At 66.0% G+C, this 12,082-nt stretch carries 15 protein-coding genes; 2 read left to right on the top strand and 13 right to left on the bottom strand.

The window, feature by feature from the left end; all coding sequences use genetic code 11:
- The coding region (locus tag DES45_RS26170; RefSeq protein WP_147282475.1) for a calcium-binding protein at window positions 1-807 on the top strand (807 nt) is incomplete at its 5' end.
- Window positions 808-908: 101 nt separating this feature from the next.
- On the opposite strand, the gene DES45_RS24875 is transcribed toward DES45_RS26170, so the two are convergent.
- The 10 genes from DES45_RS24875 to DES45_RS22140 all read right to left on the bottom strand — a co-directional run bounded on the left by DES45_RS24875 (window position 909) and on the right by DES45_RS22140 (window position 8,043).
- Window positions 909-1,106, bottom strand: a complete 198-nt coding sequence (locus DES45_RS24875) for a hypothetical protein (protein WP_147282474.1) — start codon at window positions 1,104-1,106, stop codon at window positions 909-911.
- Window positions 1,103-1,249 carry a hypothetical protein gene (locus tag DES45_RS25290; protein WP_170151601.1) on the bottom strand — a complete coding sequence of 49 codons (147 nt, stop codon included), beginning with the start codon at window positions 1,247-1,249 and terminating at the stop codon, window positions 1,103-1,105. Before DES45_RS25290 ends, DES45_RS24875 begins: the two co-directional genes overlap by 4 nt.
- Before the next feature lie 136 nt (window positions 1,250-1,385).
- On the bottom strand, window positions 1,386-1,598 hold the full coding sequence (locus DES45_RS22175; RefSeq protein WP_114772699.1) for a sugar phosphorylase: 213 nt from the start codon (window positions 1,596-1,598) through the stop codon (window positions 1,386-1,388).
- 61 nt (window positions 1,599-1,659) lie between these two features.
- Window positions 1,660-2,202 carry an RNA pyrophosphohydrolase gene (locus DES45_RS22170; RefSeq protein WP_114772698.1) on the bottom strand — a complete coding sequence of 181 codons (543 nt, stop codon included), beginning with the start codon at window positions 2,200-2,202 and terminating at the stop codon, window positions 1,660-1,662.
- A 218-nt stretch (window positions 2,203-2,420) separates the two neighbouring features.
- On the bottom strand, window positions 2,421-3,737 hold the full coding sequence (locus DES45_RS22165; protein ID WP_114772696.1) for a S41 family peptidase: 1,317 nt from the start codon (window positions 3,735-3,737) through the stop codon (window positions 2,421-2,423).
- Window positions 3,737-5,041 (bottom strand): murein hydrolase activator EnvC family protein, encoded by a 1,305-nt coding sequence (locus tag DES45_RS22160; protein WP_114772710.1) that lies wholly within the window; start codon window positions 5,039-5,041, stop codon window positions 3,737-3,739. Before DES45_RS22160 ends, DES45_RS22165 begins: the two co-directional genes overlap by 1 nt.
- Before the next feature lie 57 nt (window positions 5,042-5,098).
- Window positions 5,099-5,593 (bottom strand): 23S rRNA (pseudouridine(1915)-N(3))-methyltransferase RlmH, encoded by a 495-nt coding sequence (gene rlmH / locus DES45_RS22155; RefSeq protein WP_114772694.1) that lies wholly within the window; start codon window positions 5,591-5,593, stop codon window positions 5,099-5,101.
- A 74-nt stretch (window positions 5,594-5,667) separates the two neighbouring features.
- The gene (gene rsfS, locus DES45_RS22150) at window positions 5,668-5,997 is read right to left on the bottom strand and encodes a ribosome silencing factor (RefSeq protein ID WP_245571837.1); all 330 of its coding nucleotides are present in this window, start codon (window positions 5,995-5,997) and stop codon (window positions 5,668-5,670) included.
- 151 nt (window positions 5,998-6,148) lie between these two features.
- Complete coding sequence (locus DES45_RS22145; protein WP_114772690.1) at window positions 6,149-6,805, bottom strand: nicotinate-nucleotide adenylyltransferase; 657 nt, start codon at window positions 6,803-6,805, stop codon at window positions 6,149-6,151.
- Window positions 6,802-8,043: a glutamate-5-semialdehyde dehydrogenase gene (locus DES45_RS22140; RefSeq protein ID WP_245571836.1), complete on the bottom strand. Its 1,242-nt coding sequence runs from the start codon at window positions 8,041-8,043 to the stop codon at window positions 6,802-6,804. Before DES45_RS22140 ends, DES45_RS22145 begins: the two co-directional genes overlap by 4 nt.
- A 94-nt stretch (window positions 8,044-8,137) precedes the next feature.
- On the opposite strand from DES45_RS22140, the gene DES45_RS22135 reads away from it, so the two are divergent.
- Window positions 8,138-8,983, top strand: coding sequence for a DUF72 domain-containing protein (locus tag DES45_RS22135; RefSeq protein ID WP_114772686.1), 846 nt, complete (start codon window positions 8,138-8,140; stop codon window positions 8,981-8,983).
- Here DES45_RS22135 and proB read toward each other — a convergent pair.
- From proB to DES45_RS22120, 3 genes are all read right to left on the bottom strand, one after another.
- Window positions 8,958-10,103 carry a glutamate 5-kinase gene (proB, locus tag DES45_RS22130; protein ID WP_114772683.1) on the bottom strand — a complete coding sequence of 382 codons (1,146 nt, stop codon included), beginning with the start codon at window positions 10,101-10,103 and terminating at the stop codon, window positions 8,958-8,960. The two genes, DES45_RS22135 and proB, sit on opposite strands and share 26 nt — an antisense overlap.
- Window positions 10,100-11,137: a GTPase ObgE gene (obgE, locus tag DES45_RS22125; protein WP_114772682.1), complete on the bottom strand. Its 1,038-nt coding sequence runs from the start codon at window positions 11,135-11,137 to the stop codon at window positions 10,100-10,102. Before obgE ends, proB begins: the two co-directional genes overlap by 4 nt.
- Before the next feature lie 147 nt (window positions 11,138-11,284).
- Complete coding sequence (locus tag DES45_RS22120) at window positions 11,285-11,929, bottom strand: GNAT family N-acetyltransferase (RefSeq protein WP_114772680.1); 645 nt, start codon at window positions 11,927-11,929, stop codon at window positions 11,285-11,287.
- Between the last annotated feature and the right edge of the window lie 153 nt (window positions 11,930-12,082).

Below are 12,082 nucleotides of genomic sequence, written 5' to 3'. Positions count from 1 at the left end.
GTCTGGCTCGACGGCCAGCAGGTGGTCAACTACTCCGGCGCGGTCGGCTACACCGACCAGAGCACCACCCACTGGAACATGGGCATCTACCGCTCCTCCCCGGCCGGCGGCGAGACCATCGCCTACAACGTCAAGGGACTGGACCTCTCCTACGGCTCGTCCGCAACCGCCGCAAACCACGGCACACCGACGTTCAGTGGAACCACGCAGGCTGGACCAACAGCAACTTCTACACCAAACGGGACGACCGCTGGGACCGATCCGGGCAAAGTCCTGAAAGGTGGAAGCGCAGGCGATTCACTCGCAGGGACAGCAGGCAACGACAAGATCTATGGATATGCCGGAAAGGATACTATCCTCGGCAATGATGGAGACGACAATCTATCTGGCGGCAACGGCAATGATCATCTGAAGGGCGAGAAAGGCAACGACTACCTGAACGGTGGGATTGGCAACGATTACTTGTATGGCGGAGCAGGAGCCGACATCTTCTCATTCAACGCAAGGCCGGGGCCAACCAACGTCGACCATATCGCTGGCTTCAATCCGCAGCAGGACTCGATTTATCTCGACAATGGAGTCTTCAATAAGCTCGGCGGTGGATCGCGCAGCGCACCGGGCGCATTGAGCAAGGACTTCTTCACTATCGGTGAGAAGGCCAAGGACGCCAACGATCACGTCATCTACGACAAGGCGAAGGGCATTCTTTACTACGATGCAGACGGATCGGGGCATGGGGAGGCCGTGGCTTTCGCCACGATCGGCAAGAACCTCAAGATGACCCACGCCGACTTCTTCGTCATCTGACGCTGCGATCAAAGGCGCCCTGATTATTCAGGGCGCCTTCTTTGTTATCGGCGAACAATGATGTCGGCCCGGAAACAGCGGGCCGGCATCCTTCAACGTCGTCAGCGCTTCTCCTGATCCGGAGTATGGTGCTGGGGCTTGTGACCACTCTGGCCCGAATGATTGTGCTTGTTGTGTTCGCGGTCTTCCTGATGACTGACACCAGTCTCGATACGACCGCCGTCGCGTCCGGCTGCCTGCGGCTGGTGCCCGGCGACGCGGGTCTGGTTGGGTTGAGAGCGGTTGCCATTGCTGCTCATGACTTCTTCTCCTGCTCGCGCTTCTGAGCACCATTGCCGTCCTTGCCTTGGCTGTGCTGGGTGCCGCGCTTGTTCGATCCGCCATGTCCTTCCTGCGGAATCCCGTCGGGGTTTTGGCGCGTCCCGGGATTGTTCTGGGTCATCGTGAGATCCTGTCCGAAACCAGCGGCCACCGCCTCATATGGCCTGCATTGCGGGAGGCGATTGCTGGATCAATCTGGGAGGCTGGATTTCGTTGCAAGCGCAGCCTTGCAAATGCATCGATGGAGCACCTGAAACTTACCAGCGGATCACCACCACCCGCTCGCTTCCGTTGGCCAGCTCGACCGCCTCTATGCCATCAGCCACCCGGCTCTGGATACGCGCGCCCTCGACGACCTCGACCTGCACAATATTCGCCGCAAAGGCCTCATCGATTTCTGCGACGCAGACGCGGGTATCGGGTGGAAGGTTCTCCACCTGCTTGAGAAGGTCCCGAAGAGTCTGGGCCATGGGCGCCTCCTTGCTGCGCGACCAACCGATCGCGGCGAGGGAGGGTTCCTGAAAGCCTCGATCAGCTCTGCGCGGCAGCACCGGCAAGGTGGGAGAAGGCTGAAACCACGTTCTCGTAGACCGGGCGCTTGAAGGGGATGATCAGCTCCGGCAGGCGACGCATCTCCTCCCAGCGCCACTCGTCGAATTCCGGCCTGTGGTGCCCGCCGCCGGGATGGATGATGTCGATCTCGCTGTCATTGCCCTCGAAGCGGAAGGCGAACCATTTCTGGATCTGGCCACGGTAGCGCCCGCGCCAGGCACGGCCGGCCACCATGGCCGGAAGGTCATAGGTATACCAGTCGGGAGCCTCCGCCAGCAGGCTGACGGAGCGCACGCTGGTCTCCTCATAAAGCTCGCGCAGAGCGGCCTGATACGGATCCTCCCCGGGATCGATCCCGCCCTGCGGCATCTGCCAGGCATAGCCGTCCGCCACATGCTCGCTGCCGGACTCGGAACGGCGGCGCCCGACGAACACGAGGCCATCGCGATTGAGAAGCATCACCCCGACGCAGGAGCGGTAAGGCAGGTCTTTTCTGTTCGGTGATGCTTTCCCGCCTCTCATCGACAACGACCTCCTTCAAGCGTTGAAACCATGTGATGCCGATCTCCGAGTGTCATCGCCGACAGCGCACCGATGGTTCCGAAGCATCCGCGAGAGTGCCGTCTCCGCGAGTCTCAGACAAGCTCTTCCGTACGTTTTATCGAACCAGAACGAAAGAAGGCCCGACGGCATCCGCCGTCAGGCCTTCGGTTGCGTCCGCGAGCCGTGGCTGAACTAGATCAGTTCGGCACGCCCGTATTGTTGCTGGCGCCCTTGCGCACGCCATGGAGCAGGTCATAGGCGGCGATGAGCTGCTTGTCCTTGGTCGGATCCGGCGGCACGTAGGCCGAGGAGCCGCCACGCTCTTCCTTGTCGCCACCGTTCTGAAGGTGGCCGCGCAGACCGGCTTCGCCCTTGGTCTCGTCCTTGCCCTTCAGCTCGTCCGGAATGTCCTGCATGACCTCGACGTCCGGATCGATGCCCTTGGCCTGGATCGAACGGCCGGACGGCGTGTAGTAGCGCGCCGTGGTCAGGCGCACGGCGCCGTTGCCGCCGAGCGGAATGATCGTCTGCACGGAGCCCTTGCCGAACGAGCGGGTTCCAAGAACCGTCGCCCGCTTGTGGTCCTGCAGAGCGCCGGCCACGATCTCGGATGCGGAGGCCGAGCCGCCGTTGACGAGAACCACGAGCGGCTTGCCCTTGGTCAGGTCGCCCGCCTTGGCGTTGAAGCGCTGCGTATCCTCGGCATTGCGGCTGCGGGTCGAGACGATCTCGCCGCGGTCCAGGAAGGCATCGGACACCATGATCGCCTGATCGAGCAGGCCGCCCGGATTGTTGCGCAGGTCGATCACGAAGCCGGCAAGCTTGTCGGCGCCGATGTCGCTGGTGAGCTTCTCGATGCCGCTCCGCAGGCCGTCATAGGTCTGCTCGTTGAACTGGGTGACGCGAAGGACGCCGATGTCGCCCTCCACGCGGGCCCGAACCGGACGGACCTTGATGGTCTCGCGGGTCAGCTTCACCTCGATCGGATCCTTTGCTTCCTTGCGCTGGATCTTCAGGGTGACGGACGAGTTGACCGGACCGCGCATCTTGTCGACGGCCTGGTTCAGGTTGAGGCCCTGGACGGATTCGCCGTCGATCTGGGTGATGACGTCGTTGGCCAGGACGCCGGCGCGGGAGGCCGGGGTGTCGTCGATGGGAGCCACCACCTTGACGAGACCATCCTCCATGGTGACCTCGATGCCGAGGCCGCCGAACTCGCCGCGGGTCTGCACCTGCATGTCGCGGAAGCTCTTGGCGTCCATGTAGCTCGAGTGCGGGTCGAGAGAGGTCAGCATGCCGTTGATGGCGGCCTCGACGAGCTTGGATTCCTCGGGCTTCTCGACGTAATCCGTCCGGATTTTCTCAAAGACGTCGCCGAAAAGGCTGAGTTGCCGATAGGTATCGGCCGACGCGGCAATCGCGCTCGTGCTGGACAGCAGGTTCGTCTGCGACATGACCGTCGCGCTGCCTGCTCCGATGGCCGCACCAAGAATTAAAAGGGACAGTTTGCGCATTATCCGCGAACCTTTTCGCTTTGCGATTTCGCCCACCATGGACCTGGATCGATCGAACCGCCGTCTTTCCTGAACTCAACATAGAGGACGGGATTGTTCTTTTCTATGGCACCGCCCATCAAAGATACGGGAGATGTCTCTCCCATGGATGCGACGGGTTCTCCAGCGAGAACAAATTGCCCGACATCGACGCTGATTTGGTCCATACCGGCCAGAAGAACATAATAGCCTCCGCCCGCATTGATGATCAAGAGTCGGCCATAGGACCGGAAGGGCCCGGCGAAGGCGACCCATCCGTCGGCCGGTGATACGACGGTTGCCTTCTGGCGGGTCCTGATCGAAATGCCGCGCGTCGTTCCGCCATAGCTGTCCGAAGCTCCGAAACCCAGGACCGTTTCGCCGCTGACGGGCTGGGGCAGGAGGCCCTTGGCCTCCGAGAACGGGATCTTCGGCGCCAGGCGGGCCGGGTCGCGGAAGGCGGCCTGGGCAAAGCGCTCCTTGGCCTCACGCTCCTGGGCCTCCGCGGCCTTCCTGGCCTCCTCGGCGGCCTTCTGGGCTCCCGCGATCTCCTTTTCCATCCGGTCGATCAACTCTTTGAGAGTCCCTGCCTGCCGGGCGAGCTCCGCCGCCTTCTGGCTCTCGGAGCCGATAGTCCGCTCGACCTCCGCCATGCGTCCCTGGCGGGCGCTCATGAGGGCGGAGAGGCGGTCCTGCTCGCCCGTCAGGGCGGCAAGCTCCTTGCCCAAGGTCGTTCGATCGGCCGTGATCGCGTTCTTGAGGCGGACCAGTTCCGCCAGATCCGTCGCAAGGGTCTCGGCCTCGGCCCGGAGCTCGGGCAGGACGGCTCCCAGCATGATGGAGGCCCGGACGGCCTCGAGCATGTCCTCCGGGCGCACCAGGACGGCGGGCGGCGGACGACGCCCCATCCGCTGGAGCGCGGCGAAAACCTCGACGATGACCCCGCGCCGGCTCTCGAGCGAGCGGCGAATGGCGGATTCGCTGGAGGTCAGGGTCTGGAGCCGCTGCTCCAGGCCGCGGATGCGATCCTCCGTCCCGCGGACCCTTTCCGCGGTCTCGATCAGAGCCGTATTGAGCTTGGCCCGGTCCGTCTTGATTTCGCCGATCTCGGCTTCCAGGCGCTTCTTGGCTTCCGCACTGGCCGCCATGGCCTCCTCGAGGACCTTGAGGTCCCGCTCCCGCTGCGCCTTCTGCTCGGCGGTCTCGCCCCCCGGCTGAGAGGCAGGCTGTCCGGCGGCAGGCGCGGGCTGCTGGGCCTGCGCGAAGCCCAGAGCGAGAGAGGTCATCCATGCGGCAAGGCCGAGGGCCCTGCAGGTCGGGGGGAGGTTGAAGCAGGCCATCCGTCAGGAATCATCGTGTCCGGCGCGATGATAAGGGTGACCGGAGATGATTGTCAGGGCCCTGTAGAGCTGTTCGGCCACGAGCGCCCGCACAATCTGGTGCGGCATCGTCAACGCCCCGAAGGAAACGACGAGGTCGGCCCTTTGGCGGATCTTGGGATCGAGCCCGTCCGGCCCACCGATCACGCAGGCCAATCCTGCGCGGCCTTCGTCGCGCCACTGGCGGATCCGGTCCGCGAAGGCCTCGCTAGCAGGACTCTTGCCGCGCTCGTCGAAGATCACGAGCACGGACGAGCCCGCCTTGTCCAGAAGGGCCGCAGCTTCTTCCGCCCGCCGGTCGTCCTCGCGGCGAGCCCGGCTCTCGGGCAATTCCACGATGTCGAGCCCGGCCATGCCGAGGGCACGACCCATGCCTTCGATCCGCTGCCTGTATCGTTCGACCAGCTCCCGCTCGGGGCCGCTCTTGAGACGGCCCACGGCCAGCAAGCTCAGTCGCAATTCAGTCAGCCTTCGATCTTCTAGGTCGCATGATCTTGGTCGGGCAACCGGATACCACTTGCCCGGATCATGCTCTAGCTGGCACGATCCTGCGGACGGTCGGCGCCCCACATCTTCTCGAGGTTATAGAAACCACGGACCTCGGGACGGAAAATGTGTACGAGCACGTCACCGGCGTCGATCAGCACCCAATCGCAGGCCGGCAGGCCCTCGACGCGCGCATTCCCGAACCCCTTATCCTTGAGGTCCTTGACAACGCGGTCGGCGATGGCGCCCACATGGCGGTGGGAGCGGCCCGACGTTACGATCATGGTGTCTGCAAGCGAGGTCTTGCCGGCCAGGTCGATCTCGACCGTGTTTTCGGCCTTCATGTCCTCGAGGGAGGCCAGGGCGACGGCCCGGATATCCTCATCGTGCGGAGCATCCGCTCCGGAGAGAGGGGGAAGCGGATGATGTTCCGCCTCAAGCGAATTCAGTCGATTCAGGTTCAGACCCTTTCACTCAGCGCGACTTGTTGCGCCGCAACCCTAAGATAAGGTCGGACGGCACGTTATTTCAACGTCCCCCCGAGGGAGAAGTTCGTCGCATCCTCCGAATCGCCGTGGATGATAAGGAGGACAAGGGTCCGTGCAGGAACACCCAGGCCGGCGGCTCCATTCCGGCCAGGGCCGGAGCCGCCGCCTCGCTGATTCGCCACGCCGACAGGTCCCGGGCGGCGCGGGAATTCAGCGCCTTGAGCCCCCAGCCGGGGCGATCGACGACCGCGAAGGGCATCATCCGGGCGATCCGGCGCCACCCGCGCCAGCGGTGGAAGCCCGCGAGGCTGTCCGCCCCCATGATCCAGACGAACCGGACACCCGGGTACCGTCGCATGAGATAGGCCAGGGTATCGACCGAGTACCGGGCCCGGATGTCCTCCTCGAAGGTGGTGACATCGATCCGGGGATGGCGGGCGACCTGCCGGGCTTCCGCGACCCGCAGCGGCATCGGCGCCAGTTCGCCGACATCCTTCAGGGGGTTGCCAGGCGTGACGATCCACCAGATGCGGTCCAGGCCCAGACGCCTGAGCGCCATGAGGCTCACGTGCCGGTGCCCCGCATGGGCCGGATTGAAGGAGCCCCCATAGAGCCCGATCCGCATGCCCGGTGCGATCCGCGGCAGACGGGCGAGGCCCGAGGCCCCCAGGCGGAAGCGGGACGGCGCAGGCTTCACGGACGCGTCTGGCCCGAACCGCGCACGCGATACTTGAACGAGGTCAGTTGCTCGACGCCGACAGGACCGCGCGCATGCATCCGCCCGGTGGCGATGCCGATCTCGGCCCCGAAGCCGAACTCCCCGCCATCCGCGAATTGGGTCGAGGCATTGTGCAGCACGACGGCCGAATCGACCTCGGCCATGAACCGCTCCGCCGCAGCGGCGTCGTCCGTCACGATGGAGTCGGTATGATGGGAGCCGAAAGCCTCGATATGGGCGACCGCTTCCTCCAGCCCGTCGACGACCCGAGCCGAGATGATCGCGTCGAGATATTCCGTCCGCCAGTCCTCCTCGGTGGCCGGCGTGACGCGGGGATCGACGGCCTGAACGGCCTCGTCGCCCCGCACGGCGCAGCCGGCGTCGAGCAGCATCGAAACGAGCGGCTTCAGGTGGGTGGCGGCGCAGGCGCGGTCGACGAGCAGCGTCTCGGCCGAGCCGCAGATTCCGGTGCGGCGCATCTTGGCGTTGAGGACGATGCGCCTGGCCATGTCGAGATCCGCCCTCTCGTGGACGAAGACGTGGCAGATGCCCTCCAGGTGAGCGAAAACGGGCACCCTCGCCTCCTCCTGCACCCGCGCCACGAGGCTCTTGCCCCCGCGGGGGACGATGACGTCGAGATTGCCCTCGAGGCCCGACAGCATGGCCCCGACGGCGGCGCGGTCGCGGGTCGGCACGAGGGCGACGGCATCGGCCGGCAGGCCGGCCTGGCGAAGCCCTTCGCCCATGGCGTCGGCGATCGCCTGGGAGGTGCGGAAGCTCTCGGAGCCCGTGCGCAGGATGGCAGCGTTGCCGGCCTTCAGGCAGAGCGCGCCCGCATCCGCCGTGACGTTGGGGCGACTCTCGAAGATGACCCCGATCACGCCGAGCGGGGTCGCAACCCGCTCGATCAGCAGGCCGTTGGGCCGCTCGAAGCTCGCGAGCACGCGGCCGACCGGATCGGGCAGCCCGGCGATGCTCTCCACCGCGGCCGCGATGCCCTCCAGCCGCTCGGAATCGAGGGTCAGGCGGTCGATGAAGGCGGGCGTCTGCCCCTTCGCCCTGGCCTCCGCGAGATCCTCGGCATTGGCCGCCAGGATCGTGCCCGCATGCGCCCGGATGCTGGCCGCCATGGCGTTCAGGGCCGCATTCTTCTCTTCCGGGCTCGCAAGCGCCACGCGGCGCGCCGCCTTGCGGGCGCGGCGCCCGAGGTCGGCCATGAGGACCGGGACACTCGGGCCCTCAACCGGGGCCGCATGTGCCGCGTTGAGATTGTCGGTGAGCGAGGTTCCGCTCAAGGCGCGAGTGTCATCCATGTCCAAGTTCCAGGGGCAAACCCATCACGAAACGTCCATAGCATGCCTGGCATCCCCCGAGACAACCCGCTCCTGGGCGTCCGGGCAGCAAATTCGCCCAAAAGCACCGGAAATCCAGATTGGAACCTCGGGCTGGCACTACAGATCCTGGCACGGCCCCTTCTATCCGGCGAGCATCAGGATCAAGGACTTTCTCGCCTATTACGTCACGCAGTTCGACACGGCCGAGATCAACAACTCGTTCTACCGCCTGCCGACGGAGAACGCAGTCCGAGCCTGGCGGGAGGCCGCGCCGGAGGGCTTCGTCTTCGCCTGGAAGGTCTCCCGCTTCATCACCCACATGAAGCGCCTCAAGGACGTCGAGGACAGCATCGCCCTCGTGTTCGGCCGGATGGCGGGGCTTGGGGAAGCGTTCGGGCCGGTGCTGTTCCAGCTTCCTCCGACGTTCAGGGCCGATCCCGAGACGCGGGAGCGGGTGGCCCGGTGCCTCGACCTCGTGCCGGCCGGGCACCGCTATGCCTTCGAGTTTCGCCACCCGAGCTGGTACGACGAGGCAGCCCTCGGCCTGCTGCGAGACCACAACGCGGCGCTCTGCATCTCCGATCATGCCGACGCCCCCGCTCCATGGGTGACGACCGCCGACTTCGTCTATGTCCGGGCCCACGGCACGAACGGACGCTATGCGGGAAGCTACAGCACGCAAACCCTGCAGGATTGGTCGCGGCGCGTCGCCGGCTGGCGCCAGGAGCAGCGCGACGCATACGTCTATTTCGACAACGACATCAAAAGCGCCGCGCCCGGCGACGCCAGAAGGCTGCTCACGCTGACAGGGATGCCGGGCTGACGGTTCGGTCGGCTAGGGCCATGTCATCCCGGTGCACCATCTCGGCGCGTCCGGGATAGCCGAGGATGGCCTCGATCTCGCGGCTGGGCCGCCCGATGATGCGCGCGGCGTCGTCCGCGTCATAGGCCACGAGGCCGCGCCCGAGGATGCGCTGGTCGTCCCGGATCGTGACCGCGTCGCCTCGGGCAAAGCTGCCCTCGACCCGGCGCACCCCGACCGGCAGGAGGCTCGCGCCTCCCTGGAGCGCGCGCGCCGCGCCTTCGTCCACGTAGAGGGTGCCCCGCGGTTCCAGCGCGCCGGCGATCCAGGTCTTGCGCGCGGTCGCAGGATTCGACGGCGTCAGGAACCAGGTGCAGCGCCCGCCCTCGGCGACCCGCCTCAAGGGATTCTTGGCGCGACCGTCGGCGATGATCATGTGGGTGCCACCGGCGGTCGCGATCTTGGCCGCCTCGACCTTCGTGCGCATGCCGCCGCGGGAGAGCTCGGACGCCGCTCCGCCAGCCATGGCCTCGATGGCGGGCGTGATGCGCTCCACCACCGGGATCAACTCCGCGTCCGGATCGGACGTCGGAGGGGCCGTGTACAGCCCGTCGATGTCGGAGAACAGGACCAGCAGGTCGGCCCCGATCATGGTGGCGACGCGCGCCGCCAGCCGGTCATTGTCGCCATAGCGGATCTCGGAGGTTGCGACCGTGTCGTTCTCGTTGACGACCGGCACGGCGCGAAGCTCGAGGAGCTTCAGGGTCGTGGCGCGGGCATTGAGATAGCGCCTCCGCTCCTCGGTGTCGGACAGGGTCACGAGGATCTGGCCCGCCGTTATGGCATGATGCGCCAGCACTTCCGACCATGTTCGCGCGAGCGCGATCTGCCCGACGGCCGCGGCCGCCTGGCTTTCCTCGAGCTTCAGCGGCCCGCTCGGCAGTCCGAGGACCGTGCGCCCCATGGCGATGGCCCCGGAGGACACGATCAGCACATCGGCGCCGCGGGCATGGAGATCGGCCACATCCTCGGCGAGCGCGGCGAGCCAGGCATGATTCAGCCGTCCGCGGGCCCGATCCACCAGCAGGGACGAGCCGACCTTCAGGACGATCCGGCGGAACTGGCCGATCTCGGGGCTCATGGGCGCCACTCGTCCTGCGCGGTCGCGGCGGTCTCCTCCTCGGCCTTGGCTTCGTCGATGACCGAAAGGAGGGCCTGCAGGACCTCCTGAACGCCCTGGTTGGCAGCCGACGACATGACGTAGGGCGTCTTTCCGCAGGCCTCCTTCAGCCTCGCCACCTGCTCCCGCATCGTCTCCTCGTCTAGGGCATCGGCCTTGGACAGAGCGACGATCTCCGGCTTCTCGGCGAGGCCCTGGCCATAGGCTTCGATCTCGTTGCGGACGGTCTCGTAGGCCTTGCCGGCATCCTCGCTCGTGCCCTCGACCAGGTGCAGCAGCACGCGGCAGCGCTCCACATGGCTCAGGAACCGGTCGCCCAGACCGACGCCTTCCGAGGCGCCCTCGATCAGCCCAGGGATGTCCGCGAGGACGAATTCCCGGTTGAAGATGCGCACCACGCCGAGCCCCGGATGGAGCGTCGTGAAGGGGTAGTCCGCGATCTTGGGCTTGGCGGCCGTGACGGTCGCCAGGAAGGTCGACTTGCCGGCGTTGGGCAGCCCCACGAGCCCCGCATCCGCAATGAGCTTGAGGCGCAGGATGATCGTGCGCTCCTGCCCCTCCTGGCCAGGATTTGCCCGGCGGGGGGCGCGGTTGGTCGAGGTGGTGAAATAGGCGTTGCCGAAGCCGCCGTTGCCGCCCTTCGCGAGCAGCACACGCTGGCCCACATGGGTCATGTCGGCGATGACGGTCTCGCCGTCCTCCTCCAGGATCTCGGTGCCGGCCGGGACCTTCAGGACCACGTCGGCGCCCTTGGCGCCAGCCCGGTTCTTGCCCATGCCGTGGCCGCCGGTCTTGGCCTTGAAGTGCTGCTGGTAACGGTAGTCGATGAGGGTGTTGAGCCCCTCCACGCACTCCGCCCACACGTCGCCGCCGCGGCCGCCGTCGCCCCCGTCGGGTCCACCGAACTCGATGAACTTCTCACGACGGAACGACACGGCGCCGCCGCCGCCATTGCCGGAGCGGATATAGATCTTGGCTTGGTCCAGAAATTTCATAACCCGCATCCTTTACGGGACTGGAGCATTTTTCGCAAAAGCCGATCCGGCTGCGCGGTTAAAAAATGCACCGTCTGCATCGATCGTGTGAGGGCAACGCGGGACCGTGAGCAAGCGCTCCCGAGAAGGATCGGGAGCGCCTGGCTTTCAGTGAACGAGGGTAAGCTCCTGGCCGGCCTCGACCGGCGCAGGCTCCCTCACGAGGCCCGTGTGTCCCCAGGTCTTCAGGCTCTCCCACGCCCGCCGATCGAGGCGGAAATGGTCGGCCGGGTAGTAGCCGCCCCGGGCCGGAAGCTCGGAGAGGCCGGAGCCCTGATAGGCGAAGCCGCACTTCTCCAGCACCCGCCGCGAGGTCGGGTTGATGACCCGGGCGGCGGCAGTCAGTTCGTCCTCCTCCCCATAGGCGAAGAAGGCATCGATCAGTGCCCGGGACGCCTCGGTGGCGAAGCCCTGCCCCCAGGAGGGGGTGCCGAGCCAGTAGCCGAGGCTGGGCCTGCCGGTATCGGGGCTGGCGCTGATTCCCACCACGCCGATGAGGCTGTTGGGCTTGCCCTTCGGCGTGATGGCGAGGGTGAGCCCATTGCCGTCCGCGTTGGACCGCCTGGCCTGGAAGATAAATCGCTCGGCATGTTCCGGCGGATACGGATGCGGAATCCGGGCCGTCATCTCCGCGACGGCTTTCTCACCGGCGAGGCGTACGATGGCTTGAACGTCCGCAAGGCGGGGCCAGCGCAGCCACAGGCGGCGGGTCTCAAGGCGGAACACATCGTCACGGGTGAGGTCGGGAAACATAGTCCTGCTCCGATCCGGTTGGGCCCTTTCTCTTCGGCCCGGAAATGACGAAGGGGAGGTGGACATCCCACCTCCCCTGTCGATTTCGGATCTGGAGCTTGGCCTTTTTGGGGCCGTTTGGAGCTTTGATCCGCCGGGTCGGTGTGATGCCGG

The sequence above is a fragment of the Microvirga subterranea genome, assembly GCF_003350535.1.
GTDB lineage: Bacteria > Pseudomonadota > Alphaproteobacteria > Rhizobiales > Beijerinckiaceae > Microvirga > Microvirga subterranea.
This window is presented reverse-complemented; position numbering and strand designations above follow the sequence as displayed.

Coding starts and splice junctions, on each gene's coding strand:
- DES45_RS24875 (WP_147282474.1), bottom strand. CDS start 1,106: ATGAGCAGCAATGGCAACCGCTCTCAACCCAACCAGACCCGCGTCGCC.
- DES45_RS25290 (WP_170151601.1), bottom strand. CDS start 1,249: ATGACCCAGAACAATCCCGGGACGCGCCAAAACCCCGACGGGATTCCG.
- DES45_RS22175 (WP_114772699.1), bottom strand. CDS start 1,598: ATGGCCCAGACTCTTCGGGACCTTCTCAAGCAGGTGGAGAACCTTCCA.
- DES45_RS22170 (WP_114772698.1), bottom strand. CDS start 2,202: ATGAGAGGCGGGAAAGCATCACCGAACAGAAAAGACCTGCCTTACCGC.
- DES45_RS22165 (WP_114772696.1), bottom strand. CDS start 3,737: ATGCGCAAACTGTCCCTTTTAATTCTTGGTGCGGCCATCGGAGCAGGC.
- DES45_RS22160 (WP_114772710.1), bottom strand. CDS start 5,041: ATGACCTCTCTCGCTCTGGGCTTCGCGCAGGCCCAGCAGCCCGCGCCT.
- DES45_RS22140 (WP_245571836.1), bottom strand. CDS start 8,043: ATGGCCGACCTCGGGCGCCGCGCCCGCAAGGCGGCGCGCCGCGTGGCG.
- DES45_RS22135 (WP_114772686.1), top strand. CDS start 8,138: ATGTCCAAGTTCCAGGGGCAAACCCATCACGAAACGTCCATAGCATGC.
- proB (WP_114772683.1), bottom strand. CDS start 10,103: ATGAGCCCCGAGATCGGCCAGTTCCGCCGGATCGTCCTGAAGGTCGGC.
- obgE (WP_114772682.1), bottom strand. CDS start 11,137: ATGAAATTTCTGGACCAAGCCAAGATCTATATCCGCTCCGGCAATGGC.
- DES45_RS22120 (WP_114772680.1), bottom strand. CDS start 11,929: ATGTTTCCCGACCTCACCCGTGACGATGTGTTCCGCCTTGAGACCCGC.